This window comes from Amycolatopsis sp. NPDC005003, from assembly GCF_053600695.1.
The window spans coordinates 40,132-64,782 of the sequence record NZ_JBSGAI010000030.1 but is presented as its reverse complement, the minus strand read 5'-3'; the positions used below and the strand labels follow the sequence as shown (position 1 = coordinate 64,782).

Here is a 24,651-nt window from a genome sequence, read left to right as displayed (position 1 = left end):
GGACGCGAGGTGCGGGGAGCTCCCGTTGCCCGATTTGTTCTCGGCCGGGAAGATCGGCACGCGGAAGGAAAGGTGGTCGACCGGAAATGGATGTGGAAATCATGCCGAAACTATCGCGGAATGTAGCGGAAATGCTTTTCCGGCGGCGAAAAACCGATAGCGGCGAGAATGGCGAACGGGTGGAACGGCGGCTGCCGGCGGGGTCCCGCGGTGTGCGCACCGGCACCGCCGGGCCTGCGATCGCGTCGATCGCGAGTGCGGGACGGGGGCGGGCGTGCGTGCTGCCGTGATCACCGGATTCGGTGGGCTCGACGCCCTCGAAGTCACCGACGTCCCGGACCCGGTGCCCAAGCCGGGGCAATTGCTCGTCGACGTCGTGCGCGCCGGCGTGAACTACGCGGACGTGCATATCACCGAAGACAACTACGTCGCTCCCGTCACGCTGCCTTACGTGCTCGGCAGCGAGGTGGTGGGCACGGTGGCCGGCGAAGACCGCCGGGTGCTGGCGTTGACGCTGAACGGTGGCGGGTATGCGGAACGGGCCGCGGTGTCCCGCGTGACCGCCTTCGACGTCCCGGACGACGTGGACGACGCCCAGGCGCTCGCGCTCGCTGTGCAGGGCAACACGGCCTGGCACCTGCTGCACACCTGTGCGCCGCTGCGGCCGGGGCAGTCGGTGGCCGTGTTCGCGGCGGCCGGCGGGGTCGGTGTCCTCGCCGTGCAGCTCGCCCGTCTCGCGGCGGCGGGACAGATCATCGCGGTGGCGTCCACCCCCGCGAAGCGGGAGCTGGCGCTGACCGCCGGTGCCGACGTGGCGGTCGACCCGTCGCCGGTCGAAGACCTCGCCGATCGCCTGCTCGAGGCCAACGGCGGGCGGGGGATCGACGTCGTCCTGGAGATGACCGGCGGTCCCGTCACCGCGGCGGCGCTGGCGGCGACCGCGCCGTTCGGCCGGGTGGTGCTCTACGGGTTCGCGAGCGGGACCACGGCCGTGGTCGACACCCGGGAGGTGATGGTGCGCAGCCAGACCCTGACCGGGTTCGTGTTGCCGCAGCTCATCCGGCGCCGGGGCATGCTGGCCGAGTCGATGCGGGAGCTGTTCCGCCTCGTCGGCAGCGGCGCGCTCGTGCCGCACATCGGCGGCGAGTACGCGCTGACGGACGTGCGGCGGGCGCACGAGGACCTGCGGAAGCGGGCCACGGCGGGCAAGCTGGTGCTGGACGTGTCCCGCTGACCGGGTCAGCGACGATCGGTGCGGTATCCGGAGCCGTCGCCGGCCGCAGTCCCGGTGCGGATCCGGCCGTCCGGCGCGGCGGCGGTGAACGCGAGTGCCACCTGTTCCAGCCAGGCCAGTTCGCCGCCGAGGTCGGCCTCGGCCGGCGCTTCGGTGCCCCCGGCGGTGCCTTCTTCGTCGTACTGGTCGGCTCCGTCGAGCTTCTTGCGGAGCGCGGCCTTGAGCGTGGCGGCCTCGACCACGGCCCGCAGCTCGTCGCCGGTCAGGCCGGCGCGGTGGCCCGCCTCCTCGGCCGACCGCGCGACGCGCCGGTCGCGGTACGGGCGCAGCGCCCGCCGGCCGTCGTGGATCTCGATGATGGTCCGGTACAGCCGGATCTCGATGTCGCGCACCAGCCAGGGCGGGCGGGGCGACCGGCGGCCGTACAGGGTGATGCCGGGAACGGCCTCGCACAGCGAATACCACAGCGGGTGGATCCGCCGCAGCGACCGGATCCGGCTCAGCCGGGTCGTGATGCGCCGGCCCCACCTCGGGAAGGTCGAGCCGAGCACCAGGACCAGCGAGCCCACGCTGGCCAGGATCGGGGCCAGCAGGACGGAAGCGAAGTCGAGTGCGCCGGTCCCGGCCCACCGGCCGACGACTCCGAGTGTGTTGCCCGCGAAGTAGCCGAGCACGAACACGCACCCGAGCGCGGTCAGCCGGAGCCCTCGCTGCAACCAGGGCCGGCTGACGATGACCGGCGAAGACGACCAGGTCCGCCGGGCGGTGTTGATCAGGTTGGCGCCGTACGCGCCGAGGTAGACCACGACGTACGCGGCGACTTCCGGATTCGTGGCGAAGTGGACCATGAAGTCCACCGGGTGTTCCCCCGATGGGGCCGACAGCACGAAGAGCCCGGCCATGACGCCCACGACGGTCAGGTAGCCGCCGCTCACCCAGCGGGCGCGGCGCCGGGCGACCTCCGGGCTGTGGAACCAGTACAGGAGCATCACCTGGGAGGTGAGCGCGCTCAGGATGATGCACGAATTGCTGAGCAGCGCGCCCAGGTTGTGCGTGCCGAGGGCCGCGTCGAGGCGGGTGAACAGCGCCGGTGTGAGGAAGACGTACGCGAGGGCGGTCGACGCCCGGCCCGCGCAGAGCGCCCGCAGGGCCGCGTTGCCCCGGTCGCGGCGGAGGTCTCGCAGCTTGTAGAGGAGTGCGACGAAGCTGGCCAGCGCGCAGATCGGGAACAGGATGTCGAACTGCGCCGTGGCGGCGTCGATCACCGCGGGCCCTCGTCACTGTCCTGCAGTGACCGCTCCAGCCGGGCGACGAGCGCGGCGACTTCCGGGGCGACGCTGGGCGGCTCGGGCGACCAGCTGCTGACCCTGGGCAGGATGAGGGTGGCGAAGACTTCCGCGGCGTACTCTTCCGGGTCGTCGTAGTGGCTGCGGCCCAGCATGTTCCGGATCAGCGCGGGGGAGAAGTCGTCCGGCAGCAGGCTGCGGGAGGCCTCGGCGTCGCCGCCGCCGGCGCGGTGTTCCCACAGGAGGTGGCCGATCTCGTGCGCGATCACGTGCAGCTGGTGCATGGAACTGATCCGGCAGTCGTAGAAGATGTAGTCGGCGGATTTCGTCGACACCAGCAGGCCGCCCGGGCTGTCGGCGGGCAATGCCATCTGCGCCAGCCGGATCGGGCGGTGCCGCTTCGCCGCGAGGCGGTCGCACAGCGACCGGATGTCGAACGGATCCGGCAGGTCCAGACCATTGATGAGTGCTTCGCAGTCGCGCAACAGTTGCCGCGGAAGCGTTCTCGGCGAGCGGCGCCGCCGGCTCATGGTGCAGCCACGTCACGCATCGACATCCCCTCCGGTGCCTCGATCTCATTGTGGCACGAGCGGGATGCGGAAAGGATCGTCGCTTCCGGTGCTGATCACCGGAACCGGATGGCCCGGTGATCGGGACGGGCGCCGGTCAGCCGCCGTCCGCCGGGCCCGGCCCGGCGTGCGGATCTTCGTCCGGGGCGGGCAAGCCTTCCATGGCGCGCAGGTTGTCGAGCACGGCCTCGGCGGCTCGGAGGCCCCGCGGCGAGAGCCCGGCCGCGCGCATCGCGACCCGCTTGATCTCGGCGTCCTGCAGGCTCTGCCAGCGGTCCTGGCCGACGCCGGCCTCCCGGAGCGCCGCCAGTTCGGAGATCTTCGCGTCGGTGTCGGCGGCCACCTCGTCGTCGAAGAAGTAGGCGGGGCTGACGCCGAAGAATGCGGCCAGTGCCGCGAGGTGCTGCATGGTGGGGTTGTTCCGGGACCCGTTCCGGAGGTAGGCGAGGTACGCCTTGGAAATGTCCCCGCCCTGCGCGCGGATCGCCTTGGCCACCTCCTCGTTGCTGTACGGCCCGCGCCCGCGCGGGTGGACCGTGGCGAACAGGTGGTTGAGGCGAGTCGCGAGGCGACCGGCGCCCGGTCGGCTTTCGTCAGTCACCCTGGTTCCCTTGGGGATATTGGAATATTTCAGGCATGGTACCGACCACGTGGGTTGACGGCTACCAGGGTTCGTGTAGCATCGGTTGACGACTGACGTGGTCGCGATAGGGGTTTCTCTGCGGGTGCGCGCCGCGCGGTGATCCGGCGCTGCCCTCGCGCGGCGGCCGGGGCGGGATCGGGACGGTTGCCGGCCAGGGGTGTCCGGCGGGGGTTCCTGTGCGCTCGAAGTGACGTGACGGCTGATTTTGTCACGCGGTCCGACTCGGGACAAGGGGTGGTTCTCCAGGGTGGATGCAGAAGGCCCGGCTGCAGGTTTCCTTGCACGGAAATGGACCGAGTATCCCAGCTTTGGCATTTTGCGAAAATGATGGGGGGAAACGCATGAGGGTGAAGCTACTGGGGTCGTTCGAGATCAGGTCGCCGACCGGGGCCGAGATCACGCCGTCCGGGTTCAAGGTGCGTTCGCTGCTGGCACTGCTGTGCTTGAACGCCGGTCGTGTGGTGTCCGCCGACCAGCTCGTGCGGAGCCTGTGGGACCGCCCGCCCCGGACCGCCGCGACCGCGGTGCAGGTCTACGTGTCGCAACTGCGCAAGCTCCTGGACGGCGCCGGCATCGGGGGATCGGTGCTGACCACCCGGGCCCCCGGCTACCTGATGGACGCCGGCCGGTTGCTGACCGACCGGGCCGAGTTCGAATCGCTGGTCACCGCGGCTTCGGTGGCCGAGGCGGGCGGGGCCCCGGAGCGGGCCTCCGAGCTGCTCGGCCAGGCGCTCGCCCTCTGGGGCGGCCCCGCGCTGGGCGACCTCCGCTCGCTGGCGGCCGTGGAACGGATGGCCCGCCAGATCGACGAACGCCGGATCGTCGTCTGCGAGCGCCGGCTCGGGCTCGAGCTGGGGCTCGGCAGGCTGCCCGCGCTGATCGGCGAGATCTACGGCCTGATCGAGAGTTTTCCGTCGTGGGAAAACCTTTACTACTACTTGATGATCGCCCTCTACCAGACCGGGCGCACGGCGGATGCGCTGCGGGCGTACCAGCAGCTGCGGGAAACCATGGTCGATGCGCTGGGGATGGAACCGAGTGCCCGGCTGCGGCAGCTCCACCGCTCGGTGCTCGCCCGCGAAGAATGGCTCGACGGGAAGCTGGGCGCGCCGGCACCCGTTCCCGTGCCGGTGTGACCGTTCGGTGCGGTGTGACAACTGCCGTTAGGGCGGCTTAAGCGATTTTTTTCCACGTTTTATCGGATGGAACTTAGGCTGGGCGAACGTATTCCGGCCCGCTTGACGGCGCGCCTCTTTCCTCAGGGGAGACATGGCATCGGCCATTCAGGAACAGCAGTTTCGCGGATCGGTCGGCGTACCGGCCACCGCCGACGAGAGGGCGGCTTTGCTCGGCGCGGTGTACGAACACGCCTTGGCCCACTACGCCCGCACCGACGCGGACCCCTTCCCGGAGCCCGCGGACGAGGCACAACTGCACGCGGCACTCGGCGGCGCCCTGCCCCGTGAGGGTGCGGATCCGCGGGCGGCGCTGGCCACGTTGATGACCGCGGGCGAAGCGGGGGTGCTGGCTTCGCATTCCGGCCGGTTCTTCGGGTTCGTCATGGGCGGGGCGCACCCGGTCTCGGTGGCGGCCGACTGGCTGACGTCGGTCTGGGACCAGTGCGGCGCGCTGTATTCGACCAGCCCGGTCGCGGCGGTGGCCGAGGAGATCGTCGTCTCGTGGCTGGTCGAGCTGTTCGGGCTGCCCGCGGGAACGACCGCGGGGATCACCTCCGGCTGCGCGAGCGCCAACCTGACCGGGCTCGCCGCGGCGCGGCACCACGTGTTCGCCGAGCGCGGCTGGGACGTCGGCGAGCGCGGCCTCGTCGGTGCTCCGGTGCCCCGGGTCCTGGTCAGCGAGGGGTGCCACGTCACCGTCACCCGCGCACTGAGCCTGCTCGGGCTGGGCGGGCAGGTGGCGCGGCTCGCCACCGACGGCCAGGGCCGGCTGCGCCTGGACGCGCTGGACGCCGCGCTCGCGGCAGGCGACGGGCCGCTGATCGTCTGCGCCCAGGTCGGCACGGTCGACACCGGCGCCGTGGACCCGCTGCCCGAGATCGCCGCGCGGGTCCGCGCGCACCGGGGCTGGCTGCACCTCGACGCGGCCTTCGGCATGTGGGCGGCGGCCGGCCCGCGGACGGCCGCCCGGGTGCGGGGGCTGGCCTCGGCCGACTCCTGGGCCACCGACGCGCACAAGTGGCTGAACGTGCCCTACGACTGCGGGCTGGCCTTCGTGGCGCACCCCGAGGCGCACCGGGCCGCGCTGCGGACGCAGGCGGCCTACCTGGCCCACGGCGGGGCGGAGCACCGGGATCCCCTCGACTATTCGCCCGAAATGTCGCGCCGCGCCCGCTCGCTGGTGCTGTGGGCGACGTTGCGCCACCTCGGCCGGGACGGCGTGGCCCAGCTCGTCGAGCGGTGTTGCCGGCTCGCCGGCCGGCTGGCCGGCCGCTTGGGGGCCGAACCCGGCGTGCGGGTCGGCAACGACGTGGTCCTCAACCAGGTGCTCCTGCTGTTCGACAGTCCCGATGACGCGGCCGGGCACGTCGGCCGGGTCGTCACCGAGCTCCGCCGCGGGGGCGTCGCGTGGGCCAGCGCGACGACCTGGCGGGGCACCCCGGCGCTGCGCCTGTCGGTCTGCAACTGGCAGACGGACGACCGGATCGCGGACGCCTGCGCGGACGCCGTCATCGCCGCGCACCGGTCGGCCACGCGGGCCGGACACCGATCCCGAGCGGGTGAGGAGCCCCGATGATCGTCACCGAAGGATCAGCGCTGATCAGCAGCACCGACGTCGAAGCGACGACCCGCACCCTGACGGCCGCGTTCGCCGGCGATCCGGTGCTGGAGTGGATCTTCCCCCTGGACACCGCGGGGCGGGCCGAGCTCATGGACGGCTTCTTCCGCGTCACCACCGAGCTGCTGCTCGACCACCACGGGAGCATCCTGGCCACCTCCGGCCACGAATCCGTGGTCGTGCTGTCGCCGCCGGGTGAACCGGACCTCACCGAGCAGGCGAACGAGGCCTACCTGGACGCGCTCGCCGCGGCCACCGGCTCGGGCGGGGAACGCTCGGTCACCTGCATGCGCCTGCTCGACGAGCACGCGCCGGCCGGCCTGCCCGAGCACTGGCACGTGATGTTCGCGGGCACCCGGCCGGAACAGCAGCTCGAGGCCGTCCGGGCCGGCACCACGAAGGAGGTCTGCGCTCTGTTCGACGCTCATGACGTGGCGGTCTACGCGGAGGCCTCGAGCAAGGTGAACCTGACCCTCTGGCGCTGGCTGGGCGCGCACCCGCTGGGAGCCGAGATCCCGCTCCCGGGCGGCCCGTCGCTCCACCCGATCTGGCGGCCGAGTGCTTCGTCGCGCCTGGCCCACCGGCAGGAAGGAATCCGATGATCACCGCCGAAGACGTGGCCCGGCTGGTCCGGGCGCAGCTGCGCGGCCGGGCACGCACCGACGTCCGGCTGGCCGCGGACACGGAGCTCGAGCAGGCCGGGCTGTCCAGCCTGCAGCTCGCCGAGGTCGTGTTCACGCTCGAAGAGGAGTACCGGGTGCAGTTCGACACGTCACGGGCGGCCGGCGTCCGGACCATCGGCGACCTGGTGTCACTGGCCAACGAGAGCCTGGCCCGCGAGGCGTAGGGGGTGCGATGAACGGGCGTCAACACCACGGGTACGTCCTGGCCGCGTCGGTCATCCCGCTGCTCGGGTTCGCCGTGGCGATCGTCCTGCTGTGGAACACGCTGGTCGGTCCGGCCGATCTCGCCGCGCTCGTGCTGATGTACCTGCTCACCGGCCTGGGGGTGACGGTCGGCTACCACCGGCTGCTGGCCCACCGGTCGTTCCGCACGACCAGAGCGGTCAAGATCGCCCTGGTGGTGTGCGGCTCGATGGCCGGCCAGGCACCCCCGCTGATCTGGACCGCGCACCACCGGCGGCACCACCGCGTCGCGGACCGGCCGGGCGACCCGCACAGCCCCTACGACGACGAGCGGACCGGGCTGATCGCGGCGTTGAAGGGGCTGTGGCACGCCCACATGGGCTGGCTGTTCGACACGAACCTCAGCTCGGATCCGGTGCGCTACTGCCCGGACCTCGCGCGGGACCGGGACATCCGCGTCATCTCGCGGAACTTCCTGCCGATCGTCCTGGCGGGGGTGGTGCTGCCGGGCCTGCTCGGCCTCGCGCTGACCGCCTCGGCCGCGGGGATGCTGAGCGCCGCGCTGTGGGGCGGCCCGGTGCGGATCCTGCTGCTCAACCACACGACCTACGCGGTCAACTCGGTCGGCCACTACTTCGGCACCCGCCGGTTCGCGACCCCGGACGAGTCCCGCAACGTCGCCTGGCTGGCGATTCCGTCACTCGGTGAGTCCTGGCACAACAACCACCACGCCTTCCCGAAGTCCGCCTCGCACGGCATGCGCTGGTGGGAGCCGGACCTGAGCGCGCTGCTCGTGCGTGGCCTCGAGGCGGCCGGGCTGGCCTGGGACGTGGTCCGGGTCGACCGGGAACGGCAGGACGAGAAGATGCGGACCTGGGCCCGGATGCCCCGCAGCGGGCGGCACGCCCGGATCACGGACGCCGCTCATGACGAGTGACCGGGGATCGTTGTGGGACCGCGTGTTCACCGCCGCCGGTTCCTCCGGTGCGAAGCTGCACTGCTGGACCGGCGCGGCGTTCGTCACCGCCACCTGGGCCGAGGTGGTCCGCGACGCGGAACGCATGACGGCGGGACTGCGGCGGCACGGCGTCCGCCCGGGCGCCCGGGTCGCGGCGGTGCTGACCAATTCGCCGTCCGCCGTCCGCGGCGTGCTCGCGGTGTGGCTCGCCGGCGGCACCCTGGCCTCGCTGCCGGTCCCGGCCAGGGGGATGAGCTTCGAGGAGTACACGCGCCAGCTCGGAACCATGTGCGCGCAACTGGAGCCCGAGCTCTTCGTGGTGGACGAGACGCTGCTGGGCCTCGTCCCGGCCGGCATCGCGGCGGGCCGGGACGCGCTGTCGTGGGAGTCCTTGGCCGACTCCGGGCGGGTGCCCGCCACCCCGCCCGAGCACGACGACGTGGCGTTCGTCCAGTACTCCTCGGGCAGCACCAGCACGCCGAAGGGGTGCCTGCTGAGCGCACGGGCGATCGCGGCCCAGCTGGACCTGATCATGGCGATGCTCGAGGGCGAACCGGGTCGCGACGTCACCGTGTCCTGGCTGCCGCTGTCCCACGACATGGGCATGTTCGGCTGCCTGCTCACCCCGCTCGCGCACGGCTTCGACCTCTGCCTGTCCACTCCGGAGCGGTTCACCCTTTCGCCGCGCACCTGGTTCGGGGACGTGGCCGACTTCGGCGCGAACATCACGGTGGGCACGAACACCGCGCTGCACCTGGCCGCCCGCGCCCACGCGAACGGCCGGGCCCGGCTGGGCGGACCGCTCGCACTGAAGACGTGCATCCTGGGTGCCGAACGGGTCGAGTGGGAGACCATGCGGTTCGCCACGGAGACCTTCGCCGGGTACGGCTTCCGTGAGACCGCCTTCATGCCCGCGTACGGGCTCGCCGAGGCGACCCTCGCCGTCACCCACACCCCGCTGCACGAGCCGCCCGCCTTCCTCAGCCTCGACGCGGCCGCGCTGGCGGCCGGCGAACTCGTCGCCGCCGATCCCGCCGGTGCCGGCGCGCGGTTGCTCGTCAGCGCGGGTGTCCCCGCCGCGGGCGTGCGCCTGCCGGGCGTGCCGGAAGCCGCGGTGGGGGAGGTCCGGGTCTCGTCGCCGAGCCTGGGCGACGGGTACTGGGCGGACCCGGACCGGACCCGGGCGCACTTCCACGACGGCACCCTGCTCACCAACGACCTCGGCTTCCTGCGGGACGGCCGGTTCTACCCCGTCGGCCGCAGCGACGACATGCTCACCGTCGCGGGGCGCAAGGTCTACGCCCAGGAGATCGAGCGGGCGATCGACACGATCGGCGTGGTGCGGCGCGGCTGCAGCTCGCTGCTCTCCGAAGGAGGCCGGCTGACGCTGTTCGCCGAGCTGTCCGAGCGCGTCGACGACTACACGAGCGTTGCCCTGCGTGCTGCCGACGTCGCCATGGCCAAGGCCGCCGTGGCGCTCGACGAATGCGTCTTCCTCGAGCGCGGCAGCCTGCCCAAGACCCCGAGCGGGAAGATCCAGCGGCACCGCTGCGCCGCCCTCCGCGAAACCGGCGGCCTGGACCCGCTCGCCGTCATCGAACTCGGCCGGAAAAGGAGCGGTGGATGACCGCGGACTACGCGGGGGCCTCACCCTCGGCGATCAGGAGCCACTACGACGCCGGCAACGGCTTCTACCGGCTCTGGCTCGGCGGATCGCTGGTCTACTCGTGTGCATTGTGGACAGACGACGAGCGCGACACGCTGGACGCGGCGCAGTACCGCAAGCTGGACCACCTGAGCGAGGCGGCGCGGGCCACCGGCGCCGGACGGGTGCTCGACGTCGGTTGCGGCTGGGGTGCGTTGCTCGACCGGCTGGTCGAGGTCCACGGGGTCGGGCACGCCACGGGGCTCACGCTCAGCCCGGCCCAGGCCGCCCACATCGCCGGGCGGGGCGACGAGCGCTCCGAAGCGCGGGTCGAGAACTGGGTGGATCACGACCCCTCGGCCGAGTACGACGCCATCATCTCCATCGGCGCCTTCGAGCACTTCGCGGACTTCGGGCTGGGCCGGTCCGGCCGGGTGGCGGCCTACCGCCGGTTCTTCGAGCGGTGCCGGCACTGGCTGCGGCGCGCCGGCGGCCGGCTCGTGGTGCAGACCAACATCAAGGGCAACAACGTGGTCATGGACCGGGAAACCGTCCGCGATCTGCTGTTCATGGCCGACACGGTGTTCCCGGAGTCGGAGCTGCCGTGGCTGTCGGAAGTCATCGAGGCGAGCGAGCGGCTGTTCGACGTCGTGCGCGTGCGCAACGACGGCGACCACTACGCCCGCACTTGCGACGCCTGGCAGCGGGCGTTGCGGGCGCGCTCGGCGGAGGCGGCCGAGCTGGTGGGTGCGAAGGTGGTGGCGGACTACGACCGCTACCTGGGCGCGGCCAGGAGCGGCTTCGAACGCGGTCACCTCGGACTGGCCCGGCTGGTGTTCGAAGCCCGCTGACCGGCGGGGTCAGAACGTCAGCACCGTCTTCCCGATGTGCCGTCCGGTGGTCATCGTGCGGAACGCCGCCGCCGCGTCGGTCACCTCGTGCACCGAATGCGGCAGCGGGGCCAGCGTGCCGTCCGCCCACAACGGGGCGAGCTCGTGCAGCAGCGCCCGCACGAGCGGCCGGTCGACCCGGCTGAGCAGCAGCAGATCGACGCTGTACATGCTGATGTTGTTCCGGAACGGCGCCAGCGCGATCGTCCCGCCGCCGTGGATGTCCCGCTTGCCGATCTCGACGAACCGGCCGTGCAGGCGCAGGAGGTCCAGACCGGCCTGCTGGGCCGCACCGGTGAGGCAGTTCAGCACGACGTCGACGCCGTCCTCCGCGACCGCGCGGGTCTCCGCCACGAAGTCCAGCGACCGCGACGGCATGACGTGCTCGAGGCCGATTTCGGCCAGGTACTGCCGTTTTTTCCCGGTGCCGCTGGTGGCCAGGATGCGGGCTCCCCGGTGCGTGGCCACGTTCACCGCGGCCAGGCCGACTCCGCCGGCCGCGGAATGGATCAACGTGGTCTCGCCCCGGGCGAGGCGGGCCAGGCGGACCAGGGCGTACCAAGCGGTCAGGTAGGCGACCGGGAGCGTCGCGGCCTCGGCCGCGGTGAGCGGACCGGGCACGGCCACGACCAGCTCCGCGGGCACCACCACGTGCGAGGCGAGGGCGCCTTCGGCGAAGAAGACCACCCGGTCGCCGGGGCTCAGCCCGTCGGCTCCGGGCCCGGTCCGGGTGACCGTGCCACTGCCGTCGAGGCCGAGGGCGTGCGCCCCGCCGGCGCCGATCGACTGGTACATCCCGAGGACGACCAGCACGTCCGCGAAGTTCAGGCTCGCCGCCGCGACTTCGACCTCCACCTCGCCGGGACCGGGCGCCCGCCGCGGGCGTGCGGCAGGCGCCAGGCTGCCGGGATCACCGGGCCGGTCCAGCCGGAGCACGTAACCTTCGTCGACCACGCCCTGCCCTCCTCTGCGCCCGGTTCCGCGGTGGCCGGCTACGACGCCCGCGCCTGCAGGCCGGGGAAGAACTTGCGCTGCAGGGCGGCCAGCGTGCGGAAGTCGTCGGGCTCGATCTGCATCCGGTCCACTTTCCGCCCGCCGGCCTGCTCGATCACCACCAGGAGCTCGATCACCTGCAGCGAAGTGAGGATCCCGGTCTCGAACAGGTCGAGGTCGGGTTCGAGTTCGGCACGCCGGGAGTCCGTGTCCTGCTGATCGGTGATCCAGGCCACGACTTCGTGCCAGCCGTCCGTGCTCGCCATGCTTGCCTTCTTTCTCCGGTTGTGGGCACTTTTCACTGAGCCGGTGGGAACACCGGGCCGGCGCCGCTCAGTACCAGGTGAGCAGGACGGCCCCGGTGCTGAGACCGCCGCCCACGGCGGCGAGCAGGATCCGCTCGCCGCGGCGCAGCGGCTTCCGCCGGTGCGCGGCGGCGAGGGTGATCGGCACCGACGCGACCGCGGTGTTCCCCAGTTCGACCGCGGTCAACGGCAGTTTCCCGATCGGCACCCCCAGTTCGGTCGCGCACATTTCGACGAGCTTCGGGTTCGCCTGGTGCACGATCAGCCGATCGATTTCGCCGAGTTTCATCCCCGCCTCGTCGAGGACCGCCCGCACGGCCACGGGCAGGGTTTTCAGCACGTACTCGCGGACCGTGAAGCCGTTCATCCGGAACAGGTAGTCCTCGTCCGCCGCGTCCGGGGACCCCCACGGACGCCGGGTCCCGCCGCCGGGGACCTCGATCATCTCGCTGTACTGCCCGTCGGTGATCAGGTGCGTGGCGTGGATCCCGTACCCCTCGGGGACCCGGCCCAGCACCACGGCCCCGGCACCGTCGCCGAAGAGGCTGACCGTTCGCCGGTCGGCCCGGTTCATGATCGCCGAGTACTTGTCGGCCCCGACGACCAGCGCGGTCGCGTCCGGCGTCGACCGGGTCAGCATGGCCTCGGCCACCGTGACCGCGTAGAGGAAGCCCGAACACACGGCGTTGAGGTCGAACGCGGGCACCCCGGGCAGCTCCAGCGCCCGCTGGACGAGCGCGGCGGTGGCCGGCTGCGGCTGATCCGGCGTCGAGGTCGCCAGGATGATCACCGCCAGCCGCGCCCGGAGCTCGGCGTCGTCGCCCAGCGCGGACCTCGCGGCGGCCACGGCGAGGTCGGACGTGGCCTCGTCGCCGGCGGCGTACCGGCGTTCCCGGACCCCCGTCGCCGTGGCGATCCAGTCCTCGGTGGTGCCCGCCCAGCCCGCGACCTCCGCGTTCGTCACCCGGCGCGCCGGGAGGTACGAGCCGAAGCCGACGATTCCGATGGACACAGGCACTCCTCAGGGTCGTTGAGCTGGATCGGGCCGGCGGCCGCCGGTCACATCGCGGCGCCGCCGTCGACCTGGAGCACCTGCCCGGTCACGTACGACGCGCGGTCGGAAAGCAGGAACGCGGCGACGCCGGCGATCTCCTCCGGCCGGGCGAAGCGGCCGAGCGGGATGTTCTCCAGCGCCTTGGGCCGGGCCGACGGCGGAATGTCGTCCAGCAACGCCGTTTCGGTGATTCCCGGCGCGACGACGTTGACCCGGATCCCGTACGGGGCCCCTTCGCGCGCCAAGGTCTTGCTCAGGCCGATGAGGCCGGCCTTTCCGGCCGCGTAGTTCGCCATGGTGACGAATCCGCGGATGCCGACGATGGACGAAATCGTGACGACCGCGCCACGGCGGCGGCGCATGAACCGGAACAGGACCGGCTGGCACACGTTCCAAACCCCGGTGAGGTTGACGTCGAGGACGTCGTGCCAAGCGGCGTCCGACATCAGCGCGACCGGCCCGTTGCGGGTGATGCCGGCGTTGTTGACCAGCGCGGTGAGCGGGCCGATTTCGGTGTCCGCGCGGTCGACGAGCTCTTCGACCGCCTGCCGGTCGCGGACGTCGCACGAGGCGAACAGCGCCCGCCGTCCCAGCTGCTTCACCTCGTCCGCCAAGGCTTCCGCTTCCGCCGCGCCGGTCATGAAGCAGCCGGCGACGTCATAGCCGGCGGCGGCCAGTTCGAGCACCACGGCGCGGCCGATACCGCGCGAAACGCCGGTCACGAAGGCGCAACCGGGCTCGCCGGTGCCGGTGCCCGATGGGGGGGACGCGACGTCGGACATGCACACTCCTCGAAGCGGTCGGAGACGACTGGGCACCGCGTCGCCGACGATAAACCCGGCCGCCAAACAATCGGCAGGAATTCGCTAAATTCGCTCTTAGTGCACTCTAGTGGGTTTCTGAAATCCAGTTCCCTTGACAACGCCGAATCGACGTTCATATCCTCCGAAAGGAGCCGGAATTCGCCAGGCGAGCGGCCCTCTTCGGTGCCGGGCGGAAAAATACCCGGCCCGCCCCGGGCAAGGAAAGTACCCGAGTACTCCACGAGCAAGGGAGCCACATGACCAAGAAGGTACTGGTGATCGGCGGCGGACCCGGCGGTTCGACCGCGGCCGCGCTGCTCGCGCGCAACGGGGTCGACGTGCTCCTGCTGGAGCGGGAACACTTCCCGCGGTACCACATCGGTGAGTCGCTGGCCTCGTCGTGCCGGGTCGTGCTCGGCCTGTCCGGTGTCGTGGACAAGATCGACGCGCAGGGGTACCCGGCCAAGCGCGGCGCGCTCCTGCGGTGGGGCGCCGAAGAAGACTGGACCATCAACTGGTCGGAGCTGTTCGGCACCAACGTTTCCTCGTGGCAGGTCGAACGCGAGCACTTCGACCAGATCCTGCTCGAGCACGCGGCGGAGCAGGGTGCCGACGTCCGGCAGGGCGCGAACGTCAAGCGCGTCCTCTTCGAGGACGGCCGCCCCTACGCCGCGGAGTGGACGGATTCCGCCGACCCCGGGAAGACGAACACCACCGGCTTCGACTACGTGATCGACGCCTCGGGGCGCTCGGGAGTGCTCTCTTCGCAGTACTTCAAGAACCGGCGCCCGCACGAAATCTTCCGCAACGTCGCCATCTGGGGCTACTGGAAGGGCGGGAAGACCCTGCCCAACACGCCCGCCGGCGGGATCGACGTCATTTCCCACCCGGAAGGCTGGTACTGGGTCATCCCGCTGCGCGGCGGTGTGCACAGCGTGGGCTTCGTGACCCACCAGGCGAATTTCCTCGAGAAGCGGCGGAAGTACGGTTCGAACGAGGAGATGCTGCTGAGCATCGTGGACGATTCGGACACGGTCAAGGAGCTGATGAGCGAAGCCGTCTTCGAGCAGCCCGTCCGGATCGAGCAGGACTTCTCCTACGTGGCGGACCGGTTCTGCGGCCCCGGCCACTACGAGGTCGGCGACGCCGCGTGCTTCCTCGACCCCCTGCTGTCGACCGGCGTCCACCTGGCCCTCTACAGCGCGATGCTCGCCTCCGCGTCGATCCTCGCGACGATCCGCGAGGAGGTCACCGAGGCCGAGGCGGCCGGGTTCTACGAAACCCTGTACCGCAACGCCTACGCGCGCCTGCTGGTCCTCGTCTCCGGCGTGTACGAGCAGTACAAGGGCAAGGACAGCTACTTCTGGCTGGCCCAGCGGATGGTGCGGCAAACCGAGAACCTCCAGCGGGACGGCTCCAACGCGGCCTTCGTGGAGATCGTCGCCGGGCTCAGCGACCTCCGCGACGCCGAGGCCGCCGAAGGCACCGCCGTGCTGACCGAGCTGGTCGAAGAGGCCGAGCGGGCGAAGGCCCGGGCCGACGCGGGCAACGAAGACGGGCAGCCGTCGAACCTCGCACCGCTGCGGATCGACCCGAGCGACCTGCACGACACGGCCTCCGGGCTCTACCTGGTGACCAAGCCGCTCGGGATCGGCCGCGAGCGGCCGGCCGGCTGACCCTGCCTGCCGCCGGGAGGGCACCACGATGCCGACCGTCGAAATCAGCGACACGGAGGTGTCGTACCAGGACCGGGGTGCGGGTGAGCCGGTCCTGCTGATCCCGCCCGCCGCCTCACGCGCCTCGATCTGGCAACGGCACCAGGTGCCCGCGCTGGAGGCGGCGGGCTACCGGGTCCTGACCGCCGACCTGCGCCACACGCGGCGCACGCGGGAACACCCGAAGCCGTTCACGCTGGCCGATCTGGTTTCGGACGCGGTGGAGTTCGCCGAGGCGCTGGAGCTCGGGCCGTGCCGGCTGGTCGGTGCCTCGCTCGGGGCGATGATCGCCCAGGAGTTCGCGCTCGCCCGGCCCGATCTGGTCCGGGCCGTGTGCCTGCTGGGGACCCGGGGCCGGGCGGACGCCTACCGGAGTGCGCTCGGCCGCGGCTACGCGCAGGCGATGCGGGCCACCGGCCCGGACACCGGGCTCTTCGAAGCCGTCGTGTCGATGTCCCAGCTGTTCGGGCCGGCCACCCTGGCCGACGACGATTTCGTCGCGGCCTGGCTGTCCGCCTACGACTTCTTCCGCCCGGGCGGCGAAGGCGCGGCGGCCCAGTACGAGGCGACCATCGGCTACGACCGGGTGGCCGAGCTGCGCGGGGTGCGCTGCCCGGCGCTGGTCGTCGCGTTCGGGCGCGATGTGATCATGCCGCCCGCCGAGGCGCGTGCCGTCGCCGGCGCGATCCCGTCGTGCCGCTACGCGGAGTTCCCGGACTGCGGGCACTTCGGTTTCCTCGAGCGCCCGGCCGAGGTGAACGCCCTGATCACGGACTTCTTCGCCGGGGAGGATCAGCCGAAATGACTGCTGCCGTCCAACTGTTCGCCGCGGTCGCCGTCATCCTGGCGCTGGGCCGGCTGCTCGGCGGGCTGGCGGTCCGGCTCGGCCAGCCCGCGGTCGTCGGGGAGATCGTGACCGGTGTCCTGCTGGGGCCCACGTTGTTCCACGGCGAGCTGGCGGCGACGTTGATCCGGCCGGCCATCCGGCCGGAGCTGACCGCGTTCGCGAGCCTCGGCGTCGCGCTGTTCATGTTCGCCGTCGGGCTCGAGGTCGACCTGGCCCGCACCGGCGGGGCCCGGGCGGCCGTCGCGGTGTCCGCCGCGGCCACCTTGCTGCCGCTGGCCCTGGGCACCGGGCTGGGGTTGTTCCTCGCTTCGTCCCGCGGCGTCCCGGACCGCACCGCGTTCGTCATGTTCTTCGCGGTGTCCATGGCGGTCACGGCATTCCCGGTGCTGGCGCGCATCCTGTTCGAGCGCGGCCTCCAGCGCAGCAGGCTCGGGGTGCTGGCGCTGACCTCGGCGTCGCTCAGCGACGCGCTCGTGTGGTGCCTCCTGATCGTGGTGGTCGCCCTGGTGAACCCGCTGGGGGCGAGCCCGTGGCGGCTGGTGCTGCTCGTGCCGTACCTCGCCGTCCTCCTGGCGGTCCGCCCGCTGGTGCGGCGGCTGCTGCGGCCGGGTGGCGCGCGGTCGTCGCGGAGGCTGCCGAAAGACCGGTTCGTCGTCCTGTTCGTCGGCATGCTGGTCTCCGCCGGGATCACCGAGTTCCTGGGGCTGCACTTCATCTTCGGCGCGTTCCTCTTCGGCGTCGTGCTGCCGCGCGACGTCGAACCGGGGACCCACGCGGAAATCATCCGCCAGGCGAGCCGGCTGGGCGGGCTGCTGCTGCCGATCTACTTCGTGATCGCGGGCCTGCAGGTCGACCTCTCCGGCTTCGGCCTCGCGGACCTGCTGACGCTGACGGTGATCCTGGTGGTGGCCGTGGGCGGCAAGCTCGGCGGCGGTTACCTCGGTGCCCGCGCCGCGCGGCTGGACAACCGGACCGCGCTCGCGGTCGGCGCGCTGATGAACACCCGCGGGCTGACCGAACTGGTGGTCCTGACGGTCGGCCTCCAGCTGGGACTCCTGGACCCTCCGCTGTACACCCTGCTCGTGGTCATGGCCGTGGTGACGACGGCCATGACGGGACCGTTGCTGGTGGCGCTGAAGGTCACCGACCTGAAGGTGCCGCCGGCCGGTGTCGACGGCTTCCTCCCGGTGGGCACCGACTCGAAACGATCCGTCTCCTGACCGGTCACGCTCCGTGCTACGGTGGGCGCGAGCCGTGGAGACTTCAGGAGATGGCATGAGTGAACCGGCGGCGAGCCAGGAGTTCGCCACCCCGCTCGACCAGCGCTACTTCGAGGACTACGTCCCGGGTTCGACGTACGAGTTCGGATCGGTGTCGGTCACCGAGGCCCAGATCGTCGAGTTCGCGAAGGAATACGACCCCCAGCCGTTCCACGTGGATCCGGTGGCCGCGGCGGACGGGCCGTTCGGCGGGATCATCGCCAGCGGCTGGCACACCGCGGCGCTGATGATGCGCTTGTTCGCCCAGCACTACCTTTCCAGTGTCGCAAGCCTGGGCGGCCCGGGCGTCGACGAGCTGCGCTGGCTGCGTCCGGTGCGGCCGGACGACCGCCTGCACCTGCGCGTCACCGTGGTCGACAGCAAAGCGTCGAATTCGAAGCCCGATCGTGGTCTGGTGCGCACGCTCGCGGAGCTGGTCGACGACGCGGGGGAGCCGGTGTTCCGGGTGACCGTGCTCAACTTCCTCCGCCGGCGCGAGCCAGGAGCCTGACGGCGCCTGCACTGTCCGCAAAGGACAGTGAACCCGGTCCGGTCAGGCCGGCGGACCGGCGAACCGGGCCGCCCACGCGGTGGCCGCGGTGAGCACCTCGCCGGCCGGGACCACGGTGTCGACCAGGCCGATTTCGTGGGCACGGCCGGCAGGCAGGACCTCGCCGGTGTAGATCAGCTCCTTGGCGCGGGAGACGCCGACCAGCCGGCTGAGCCGCTGGGTTCCGCCCGCGCCGGGAATCACGCCGAGCGTCGTCTCCGGCAGCCCGATCCGCGCGGTGTCGGCGCAGATCCGGTGATCCGCGGTCAGCGCGAGTTCGCAGCCACCGCCGACGGCGAACCCGGTGATCGCCGCGACGACCGGTTTCGGGATCTCCGCGACGGCGGTGAACGCGTCCTGCATCCGCTGCACCAGGGGAAGCACTTCGGCGTAGGCCAGCGTGGCGATTTCCCGCACGTCGATGCCCGCCGAGAACTTGTTGCGGCCGCCGTACAGGATCACGGCCGCGACGTCCGGATCTTCCGCCGCCATGGCCGCCGCCCGGCGCAGTTCCTCCCGCCCCCGCGCGTCGAGTGCGTTCAGCGGCGGGGAATTCAGCCGGATCGTGCCGATTCTCCCTTGCACCGCAAGGGTCACCGCCGGCAACGAGGTCACGGACTTCCCCCTGGGCCCGGAATGTGCGCTCGACCCTAACCGGCTCGCGCGAGCCTCGTCAAGGTCGGCAAGGCAGGATTCCCGTTAGCATGAAGGAAAAGCGGAGCGGGGGCACGCGTGGCGTACGCGCACGAAAGCGACGATCCGGATGTGCTGGGCCGCGATCAGGAAGACGAGCTGCTCCGGGGCGCGCCCTGGCGGCGCGTCGCCTTCCTCGGCGACAGCCTGGCCGAGGCGAAGTCGGCCGACCCCGTCGCGGGGTACGAGCGGCTGGGCTGGCCGGACCGGGTCGTCCGCGCGCTCCGGCGGCAGCAGCCCGGGTTGGCCGCGCTCAACCTGGGCGAACGCGACGCGACCTCGGCGCAGGTGGCGGCGACCCAGCAGGCCGCGGCCGTCCGGTTCGGCCCCGGCCTCGCGTTCGTCGTCTGCGGGGGCAACGACGTCATGCGGCGGGACTTCCGGCCGGCGCGCACCGCGGAGAACATCGACGGGATCATCCGGGCGCTGCTCGCCTGCGGCAGCGACGTGGTGCTGGTGGCGACGTTCGACACCGGGCCGCTGCCGGTCCCGGAACCCTTGCGCGGCCGGATCGCGGCCGGGATGCCGGTGGTGCGCGAGCTGGTGCGGGAACTGTCCCGGGCGCACGAGCGGGTGACCCTGGCCGACCTCGCCCGCCATTCGCGGGCGCGTGATCGGGGAATCCTCAGCGCCGACGGCATTCACGCCAACGACGCCGGTGAAGCGATCATGGCTTCCGCCGTTCTGGCGAGCCTGCCGGTCGGCCGCATTGATCACTCTCGGTACCGCTGACCGCCGGGCGCGAAACCGTGTCCACGACCGGGCCCGCCGTGTATGCTGGCGAAGATTGAGCCGAGTACCCAACAGGCCGTTACCGGGGGATAAATTGGTGGCATGGGCAACAAACGGGCCAATTTCGGACAGTTCAGTTCGCCCTGATCCGGGCATTGAGACCCGCGTTACGGGGTGGTGCTGAAATGGCGGACAGCACGAGACCGTTCCGGTTCGGACTGAGTCTGCACAAACGCTGTAGCCGCGAGGACTTCATCGCGAAGTGCAAACGGGCCGAAGAGCGAGGATTCGACGTGCTCGTGGTCCCCGACCACCTCGGCATGCCTTCGCCGTTCCCCGGTGCCCTGCTCGCCGCGGAGTCCGCCGGCTCGGTGAAGGTCGGCACTTTCGTGCTGAACAGCGGGTTCTGGAACGGCAGCCTGCTGGCCAGGGAGATCGCGACCGCGCAGCTGCTGACGGGCGGCCGGTTCGAGCTCGGGCTCGGGGCCGGTTACGTCGCGGCCGAATACGAGCAGGCGGGCATTCCCTTCCCCAGCCGCGCCGGCCGGGTCGCCAACCTGCGGCGGGCGGTGGAGGTCGCCCGCTCCGAAGAGGCGTCGCCGGGCGCGCTCCCCAAGCCCCCGCTGCTGATCGCCGGCCGCCAGGACCGCACGCTCGGCCTCGCCGCGCAGTACGCCGACATCGTCGGGCTGAGCACGCTCACCGATGAACCGCCCGGGCCCGGCGAGCCCGCCCAGCTGCGCGCGATCACCGCGGAGGAACTCGACACCCGCGTGAAGACGGTCCGCGCCGTCGCCGGTGATCGCTTCGCGGACCTCGAGCTGAACCTGATGATCCACCACGTGCACCCGACGGAGAACCGGTCGGCCGCCGCCCAGGACCTCAAGGCGATCGCCCCGCGCATGTCCGACGAGGAGCGCCTGGGCGCCCCGGCGGGGCTCATCGGCACCACCGCGGAGATGGTCGAGAACCTGAAAGAGCGCCGGGAACGGTGGGGGGTCACCTACATTTCCGTCCACGAGCAGTACCTGGAGGCGCTCGCTCCGGTGATCGCGGAACTGAAGTGACGACGACCCCGGACGAGCTGGCCGGTGCCACCCGCAAGGGCGGCGCGCTGCGCGACCCGAAGCTGATCCTCGCGATCGTCAGCTTCGGGTCGTTCATGTCGTCGCTCGACATGTCGATCATCAACATCGTCACGCCCGTGCTGGCGCGGGAGTTCGGCAGCGGCCTGGCCGCGATGACCTGGGTCATCAACGCCTACCTCATCGCCAACGCGGCGCTGGTGATCCTCTGCGGCCGGCTCGGCGACATGTTCGGGCACAAGCGGATGTTCGTCGCCGGGGCCACCGTCTTCACGGTCGCCTCGGTGGCGTGCGCGCTCGCCCCGAACCTGAGCGGTCTCCTCGTGGCGCGGGCGGTGCAGGGCGTCGGATCCGCGATGCTGTACCCGCAGGCGATGGCCATCATCGTGGCCGTCTACCCGCCCGCCCGGCGGGGCGCGGCCATCGGGATCTGGAGTGCGGTCTCGAGCCTGGCGTCCGTGCTCGGCCCGCTGATCGGCGGCACGCTGACGTCGCTGCTCGGCTGGCGCGCGAACTTCACGCTGAACCTGCCGATCGGCTGCGCGCTCGTCATCGCCGGCCTGATCGTGCTGCCCGCGGCGGGCACCCGGAAGCGGCAGAGCCTGGACTGGCCGGGCGCGGCACTGGTGACGGCCGCGGTCACCGGCGTTTCGTTCGGGCTCATCGAAGGCGCGAACTACCACTGGGGAACGGTGTACGGCTGGATTTCGATCCCGCTGATCCTGGGGCTTTCCGCGGTGCTGTTCGCCGCGTTCGTCGTCGTCGAGCGGCGCAAGCAAGGGCATTACCCGCTGATTTCGTTCGAGTTCTTCCGCGATCGCAATTACACGTTGATGGTGCCGGCGACGACCACGGTTTCGCTGGTCATCGTGGGCACCATGTTGCCGATGGCGATGTTCGGCCAATACGCGCTCGAATTCAGCCCCGCGCAGGTCGGCGCGCTGATGTTCCCGATGTTCCTCACGGTCGCGATCTGCGCCCCGCTCGCCGGGAAGCTCGCGGACAAGATCGGCGGGAAGCGCGTGTTCCTGGCCGGGCCGGTGTTGTTCGGGGTCGGCATCCTGTGGTTCGTCGCCGTCGCGGAGGTGGACACCTGGTGGCTGCTGCTGATGCCCGGGCTCCTGCTCGTCGGCATGGGCCTCAGCTGCACGTTCACGCCGCTCAACTCGCTGGCCATGCACAACGTGCCGAAGCAGCTCGCCGGAGCGGCCTCGGGTGTCCTGCACACCGCCCGCCAGTTCGGTTCCGTGATCGGCGGTTCGGTCATGGCGGTGTTGATGCAAGCCTTCCTGCTGAGCGCCGTGACGTCCGAAACGGCCGCGCACGCCGCTCAGCTCCCGCAGTCCGACCGCGCGGCCTTCGAGGCGTACGTCGGCGGCTCCATGTCCTCGATCGGCAAGGCCGCCGAGTTCGCCGGCACCCGCGGCGGAGTGCCCGTGCCGGGTGGCCCGGCCGGCGAAGCCGCTGCGCGGGAAATCCTCCGCGAGTCGGTGATCAGCGCGGTGCGGCCGACGCTGCTGGTGCTCGCCGGGATCCTGATGATCGCCCTGGTGTGCGCCGTCTTCGCCCGGTCGCCGCGCCGGCAGGCCGCTTGACCGGTGGTGCTGCCGTCCACAGTGGACGGCAGCACCACCGGCTCAGCCGAGCGTCACCGGGATGGTCTCGTACCCGTTCATGTTGAACGTCCTGCGCCGCACCGGCTCGCCCGCGGGCGCGAGCTTCGGGAAGTGTTCGAACAGCGACCCGAAGACGATGTTGCCTTCCAGCCGGGCCAGCCCGGCCCCGAGGCAGAAGTGCGAGCCGAAGCCGAAGGAGGCCAGCGGCGCCCGGGATCGGCCGAGTTCGAAACTGTCGGGATTTTCGTAGGCCGCCGGATCGCGGTTCGCCGAACCGAGCATGAAGACGACTTCGGTGCCGGCGGCGATCGGCGTGTCGCCGATGACGACCGGCTCCGCCGCGATGCGGCTGACGAACTGCAGCGGCGGGTCGTACCGCAGGACCTCTTCGGTCACCGCCTGCCCGCCGGCCGCCGGATCACGCCGGATCTCGGCCACGACTTCCGGCCTGCCGAGCAACGCGACACAGCCGTTGCCCAGCATGTTGGTCGTCGTCTCGAAACCCGCGGCGAACAGCAGGAAGACGGTCTGGATGAGCTCGGCTTCCGAAAGCATCGAGGAATCCTCGTCCCGGACGCTGATCAACGCCGAAGCGAGGTCGTTCCGGGGCGCTCGCCGGCGTTCCGCCACGAGGTCGAGGAAGTAGTCGTGCAGGGTCTGCCCGGCCGCGACGGCGCCGTCCGACGCCTCCGCCGCGTGCACGGGATCGATGACCAGGAGGAAGTCGAGGACGTGCGGCAGCAGCTCGAACTGGTCTTCCTCGGGGACGCCGACCAGGTTCCCGATGACCTGCATGGGGATGCGCGAACAGAGGTCGCGGGCCAGGTCCGCTTCGGGGCCGGCTGTTTCCATGCGGTGGTACAGACCGGTGGTGATCCGGGTGATGCCGTCGGCGAGCTCGGCGACCCGTTTCGGGGTGAAGGCCTTGTTGACCAGCCCGCGCAGCCGGCGGTGGGTGTCGCCGTTGTGCCACAGGAGTGACTGGTAGAACTGGGAAAGACCGACCCGGTCCCGCCAGCCGGGGTGCTTCACATCCCGCCGCTGCGGGTCCTGCTTGACCAGGCCCGCCAGCCGGAACCCGGCCGTGACGTGCTCGTACTTGCCGACGCAGACCATGTTGAGCCCCGGAACGGCGAACGGCGACCGCTCGCGCACGGCGTGGTAGAACTCGTACACGGCCTCACTGCGCTGGTTCGTGAACATCGCGCCGACTTCCGCGCTGAGGTCCGGGGGTGTTCGCACGACCATTCTTCCCTCCCGAATGGATGGACCGCCCGAGCGGCTTCAGCCGAGGTAGCCGCCGTCGATCTCGAGGACGTGCCCGTTGACGTAACTGCTGGCGTCGGTGCAGAGGTAGACCAGCGCCCGCCCGATGTCCTCGCCGGTGCCCGCGCGGCCGAGCGGGATCTTCTCCAGGTACTTCTCCCACAGGCCCGGCACCTGCTGGAGGTCCGCGCCCATGCCGACGTCGAACAGCCCCGGCGAGATGCAGTTGACGGTGATCCCGTAGCGGGCGAGCTCCACGGCGCTGGTCTTGGTGAGCATCTCGACGCCCGCCTTGCTCGCGCTGTACGCGGCGGCGCCGGGCATCGGGCGGCGGGCCATGCCCGACGAGATGTTGATGATCCGCCCGCCCCGCTCGGCCAGGTACGGGATGGCGGCGTTCGTCAGCAGGAACGTGGCGGTGAGGACGGTGTCGATGGTCTCGCGCCACTCCTCGAGACGAAGCTTCTTGACGAAGCCGTCGTGGCGCACCGCGGCGTTCGAGACGACGATGTCGACCCCACCGAACGTGGCTTGCGTGGTCCGCAGGACGCCGGTCACCGAGTCCGGGTTCGTGACGTCGGTTTCGCAGTGCAGGACCCGGTCGCCGAAGCGCTGCCGGAGCTGGTCCGTCCCACCCGGGGTGCGCGAGGCGCACACCACCCGACACCCCTCGGCGAGGAGCGCCTCCGACATGGCCAGCCCCAGGCCCTTGTTGCCGCCCGTCACGATCGCGATCTTGCCGGTGAGTCGTTCGTCCATGCAGGTACCCCGTGCTGTCGGCGAGCGGCTGCTCGCGGTGGGTGGAGCCGTCCGGTGCCGGCGAATGCGTTCGCCCGCGGTGCGGGC

General features: G+C 71.3%; 25 protein-coding genes. 15 read left to right on the top strand and 10 right to left on the bottom strand.

Translation table 11 applies throughout. The features are described from left to right. Positions 1 to 274 precede the first annotated feature (274 nt). The gene (locus ACWED2_RS30575; RefSeq protein WP_449693965.1) at positions 275 to 1,234 is read left to right on the top strand and encodes a quinone oxidoreductase family protein; all 960 of its coding nucleotides are present in this window, start codon (positions 275 to 277) and stop codon (positions 1,232 to 1,234) included. Between the two features lie 5 nt (positions 1,235 to 1,239). Here ACWED2_RS30575 and ACWED2_RS30570 read toward each other — a convergent pair whose 3' ends face one another. The 3 genes from ACWED2_RS30570 to ACWED2_RS30560 form a co-directional block, all read right to left on the bottom strand. After that, complete coding sequence (locus tag ACWED2_RS30570) at positions 1,240 to 2,499, bottom strand: MAB_1171c family putative transporter (protein ID WP_449693964.1); 1,260 nt, start codon at positions 2,497 to 2,499, stop codon at positions 1,240 to 1,242. After that, positions 2,496 to 3,050, bottom strand: coding sequence for a hypothetical protein (locus ACWED2_RS30565; protein WP_449693963.1), 555 nt, complete (start codon positions 3,048 to 3,050; stop codon positions 2,496 to 2,498). Before ACWED2_RS30565 ends, ACWED2_RS30570 begins: the two co-directional genes overlap by 4 nt. A 136-nt stretch (positions 3,051 to 3,186) precedes the next feature. Further along, positions 3,187 to 3,690: a helix-turn-helix domain-containing protein gene (locus ACWED2_RS30560; protein WP_449693962.1), complete on the bottom strand. Its 504-nt coding sequence runs from the start codon at positions 3,688 to 3,690 to the stop codon at positions 3,187 to 3,189. A gap of 383 nt (positions 3,691 to 4,073) precedes the next feature. On the opposite strand from ACWED2_RS30560, the gene ACWED2_RS30555 reads away from it, so the two are divergent. The 7 genes from ACWED2_RS30555 to ACWED2_RS30525 all read left to right on the top strand — a co-directional run bounded on the left by ACWED2_RS30555 (position 4,074) and on the right by ACWED2_RS30525 (position 10,848). Continuing rightward, entirely contained in the window at positions 4,074 to 4,868 is a 795-nt protein-coding gene (locus tag ACWED2_RS30555) for an AfsR/SARP family transcriptional regulator (protein ID WP_449693961.1), read from the top strand. A 133-nt stretch (positions 4,869 to 5,001) separates the two neighbouring features. Next, a complete protein-coding gene (locus ACWED2_RS30550) occupies positions 5,002 to 6,486 on the top strand; it encodes a pyridoxal phosphate-dependent decarboxylase family protein (RefSeq protein ID WP_449693960.1) in 1,485 nt (494 codons plus the stop codon). After that, on the top strand, positions 6,483 to 7,130 hold the full coding sequence (locus ACWED2_RS30545; protein ID WP_449693959.1) for a hypothetical protein: 648 nt from the start codon (positions 6,483 to 6,485) through the stop codon (positions 7,128 to 7,130). The genes ACWED2_RS30550 and ACWED2_RS30545 overlap by 4 nt, the downstream gene beginning before the upstream one ends. Further along, positions 7,127 to 7,375 (top strand): phosphopantetheine-binding protein, encoded by a 249-nt coding sequence (locus ACWED2_RS30540; RefSeq protein WP_449693958.1) that lies wholly within the window; start codon positions 7,127 to 7,129, stop codon positions 7,373 to 7,375. The genes ACWED2_RS30545 and ACWED2_RS30540 overlap by 4 nt, the downstream gene beginning before the upstream one ends. Positions 7,376 to 7,383: 8 nt before the next feature. Continuing rightward, positions 7,384 to 8,331, top strand: a complete 948-nt coding sequence (locus ACWED2_RS30535; RefSeq protein WP_449693957.1) for an acyl-CoA desaturase — start codon at positions 7,384 to 7,386, stop codon at positions 8,329 to 8,331. After that, a complete protein-coding gene (locus ACWED2_RS30530; RefSeq protein ID WP_449693956.1) occupies positions 8,321 to 9,979 on the top strand; it encodes an AMP-binding protein in 1,659 nt (552 codons plus the stop codon). The genes ACWED2_RS30535 and ACWED2_RS30530 overlap by 11 nt, the downstream gene beginning before the upstream one ends. After that, positions 9,976 to 10,848, top strand: a complete 873-nt coding sequence (locus ACWED2_RS30525) for a class I SAM-dependent methyltransferase (protein WP_449693955.1) — start codon at positions 9,976 to 9,978, stop codon at positions 10,846 to 10,848. The genes ACWED2_RS30530 and ACWED2_RS30525 overlap by 4 nt, the downstream gene beginning before the upstream one ends. A 9-nt stretch (positions 10,849 to 10,857) precedes the next feature. Here the strand turns inward: ACWED2_RS30525 and ACWED2_RS30520 are convergent, their stop codons facing one another. The 4 genes from ACWED2_RS30520 to fabG form a co-directional block, all read right to left on the bottom strand. Further along, complete coding sequence (locus ACWED2_RS30520; RefSeq protein WP_449693954.1) at positions 10,858 to 11,841, bottom strand: zinc-binding dehydrogenase; 984 nt, start codon at positions 11,839 to 11,841, stop codon at positions 10,858 to 10,860. A gap of 38 nt (positions 11,842 to 11,879) precedes the next feature. Then, positions 11,880 to 12,146, bottom strand: a complete 267-nt coding sequence (locus ACWED2_RS30515; protein WP_449693953.1) for a phosphopantetheine-binding protein — start codon at positions 12,144 to 12,146, stop codon at positions 11,880 to 11,882. 67 nt (positions 12,147 to 12,213) lie between these two features. After that, entirely contained in the window at positions 12,214 to 13,197 is a 984-nt protein-coding gene (locus ACWED2_RS30510; RefSeq protein ID WP_449693952.1) for a 3-oxoacyl-ACP synthase III family protein, read from the bottom strand. Between the two features lie 47 nt (positions 13,198 to 13,244). After that, the gene (gene fabG / locus ACWED2_RS30505) at positions 13,245 to 14,021 is read right to left on the bottom strand and encodes a 3-oxoacyl-ACP reductase FabG (RefSeq protein WP_449693951.1); all 777 of its coding nucleotides are present in this window, start codon (positions 14,019 to 14,021) and stop codon (positions 13,245 to 13,247) included. Between the two features lie 278 nt (positions 14,022 to 14,299). Between fabG and ACWED2_RS30500 the strand changes: the two genes are divergently transcribed. From ACWED2_RS30500 to ACWED2_RS30485, 4 genes are read left to right on the top strand one after another with little or no spacing between them, the layout of a single operon-like run. Further along, on the top strand, positions 14,300 to 15,718 hold the full coding sequence (locus ACWED2_RS30500; RefSeq protein ID WP_449693950.1) for an NAD(P)/FAD-dependent oxidoreductase: 1,419 nt from the start codon (positions 14,300 to 14,302) through the stop codon (positions 15,716 to 15,718). Positions 15,719 to 15,746: 28 nt separating this feature from the next. After that, positions 15,747 to 16,562, top strand: a complete 816-nt coding sequence (locus ACWED2_RS30495) for an alpha/beta fold hydrolase (RefSeq protein WP_449693949.1) — start codon at positions 15,747 to 15,749, stop codon at positions 16,560 to 16,562. Beyond that, positions 16,559 to 17,824 carry a cation:proton antiporter gene (locus tag ACWED2_RS30490; protein ID WP_449693948.1) on the top strand — a complete coding sequence of 422 codons (1,266 nt, stop codon included), beginning with the start codon at positions 16,559 to 16,561 and terminating at the stop codon, positions 17,822 to 17,824. The genes ACWED2_RS30495 and ACWED2_RS30490 overlap by 4 nt, the downstream gene beginning before the upstream one ends. 55 nt (positions 17,825 to 17,879) lie before the next feature. Beyond that, positions 17,880 to 18,374, top strand: a complete 495-nt coding sequence (locus tag ACWED2_RS30485) for a MaoC family dehydratase (RefSeq protein WP_449693947.1) — start codon at positions 17,880 to 17,882, stop codon at positions 18,372 to 18,374. Positions 18,375 to 18,416: 42 nt separating this feature from the next. On the opposite strand, the gene ACWED2_RS30480 is transcribed toward ACWED2_RS30485, so the two are convergent. Further along, the gene (locus tag ACWED2_RS30480; protein ID WP_449693946.1) at positions 18,417 to 19,028 is read right to left on the bottom strand and encodes an enoyl-CoA hydratase/isomerase family protein; all 612 of its coding nucleotides are present in this window, start codon (positions 19,026 to 19,028) and stop codon (positions 18,417 to 18,419) included. Between the two features lie 117 nt (positions 19,029 to 19,145). On the opposite strand from ACWED2_RS30480, the gene ACWED2_RS30475 reads away from it, so the two are divergent. The 3 genes from ACWED2_RS30475 (at position 19,146) to ACWED2_RS30465 (ending at position 22,518) form a co-directional block, all read left to right on the top strand. Then, a complete protein-coding gene (locus ACWED2_RS30475; protein ID WP_449693945.1) occupies positions 19,146 to 19,838 on the top strand; it encodes a GDSL-type esterase/lipase family protein in 693 nt (230 codons plus the stop codon). 185 nt (positions 19,839 to 20,023) lie between these two features. Next, a complete protein-coding gene (locus ACWED2_RS30470) occupies positions 20,024 to 20,905 on the top strand; it encodes a TIGR03621 family F420-dependent LLM class oxidoreductase (protein ID WP_449693944.1) in 882 nt (293 codons plus the stop codon). After that, positions 20,902 to 22,518, top strand: coding sequence for a DHA2 family efflux MFS transporter permease subunit (locus ACWED2_RS30465; RefSeq protein ID WP_449693943.1), 1,617 nt, complete (start codon positions 20,902 to 20,904; stop codon positions 22,516 to 22,518). The genes ACWED2_RS30470 and ACWED2_RS30465 overlap by 4 nt, the downstream gene beginning before the upstream one ends. Before the next feature lie 42 nt (positions 22,519 to 22,560). On the opposite strand, the gene ACWED2_RS30460 is transcribed toward ACWED2_RS30465, so the two are convergent. Continuing rightward, the gene (locus tag ACWED2_RS30460; RefSeq protein WP_449693942.1) at positions 22,561 to 23,781 is read right to left on the bottom strand and encodes a cytochrome P450; all 1,221 of its coding nucleotides are present in this window, start codon (positions 23,779 to 23,781) and stop codon (positions 22,561 to 22,563) included. 42 nt (positions 23,782 to 23,823) lie between these two features. Next, the gene (locus ACWED2_RS30455) at positions 23,824 to 24,564 is read right to left on the bottom strand and encodes an SDR family NAD(P)-dependent oxidoreductase (protein ID WP_449693941.1); all 741 of its coding nucleotides are present in this window, start codon (positions 24,562 to 24,564) and stop codon (positions 23,824 to 23,826) included. Between the last annotated feature and the right edge of the window lie 87 nt (positions 24,565 to 24,651).

Coding starts and splice junctions, on each gene's coding strand:
- ACWED2_RS30565 (WP_449693963.1), bottom strand. CDS start 3,050: ATGAGCCGGCGGCGCCGCTCGCCGAGAACGCTTCCGCGGCAACTGTTG.
- ACWED2_RS30555 (WP_449693961.1), top strand. CDS start 4,074: ATGAGGGTGAAGCTACTGGGGTCGTTCGAGATCAGGTCGCCGACCGGG.
- ACWED2_RS30550 (WP_449693960.1), top strand. CDS start 5,002: ATGGCATCGGCCATTCAGGAACAGCAGTTTCGCGGATCGGTCGGCGTA.
- ACWED2_RS30545 (WP_449693959.1), top strand. CDS start 6,483: ATGATCGTCACCGAAGGATCAGCGCTGATCAGCAGCACCGACGTCGAA.
- ACWED2_RS30540 (WP_449693958.1), top strand. CDS start 7,127: ATGATCACCGCCGAAGACGTGGCCCGGCTGGTCCGGGCGCAGCTGCGC.
- ACWED2_RS30535 (WP_449693957.1), top strand. CDS start 7,384: ATGAACGGGCGTCAACACCACGGGTACGTCCTGGCCGCGTCGGTCATC.
- ACWED2_RS30530 (WP_449693956.1), top strand. CDS start 8,321: ATGACGAGTGACCGGGGATCGTTGTGGGACCGCGTGTTCACCGCCGCC.
- ACWED2_RS30525 (WP_449693955.1), top strand. CDS start 9,976: ATGACCGCGGACTACGCGGGGGCCTCACCCTCGGCGATCAGGAGCCAC.
- ACWED2_RS30515 (WP_449693953.1), bottom strand. CDS start 12,146: ATGGCGAGCACGGACGGCTGGCACGAAGTCGTGGCCTGGATCACCGAT.
- fabG (WP_449693951.1), bottom strand. CDS start 14,021: ATGTCCGACGTCGCGTCCCCCCCATCGGGCACCGGCACCGGCGAGCCC.
- ACWED2_RS30500 (WP_449693950.1), top strand. CDS start 14,300: ATGACCAAGAAGGTACTGGTGATCGGCGGCGGACCCGGCGGTTCGACC.
- ACWED2_RS30495 (WP_449693949.1), top strand. CDS start 15,747: ATGCCGACCGTCGAAATCAGCGACACGGAGGTGTCGTACCAGGACCGG.
- ACWED2_RS30490 (WP_449693948.1), top strand. CDS start 16,559: ATGACTGCTGCCGTCCAACTGTTCGCCGCGGTCGCCGTCATCCTGGCG.
- ACWED2_RS30485 (WP_449693947.1), top strand. CDS start 17,880: ATGAGTGAACCGGCGGCGAGCCAGGAGTTCGCCACCCCGCTCGACCAG.
- ACWED2_RS30470 (WP_449693944.1), top strand. CDS start 20,024: ATGGCGGACAGCACGAGACCGTTCCGGTTCGGACTGAGTCTGCACAAA.
- ACWED2_RS30455 (WP_449693941.1), bottom strand. CDS start 24,564: ATGGACGAACGACTCACCGGCAAGATCGCGATCGTGACGGGCGGCAAC.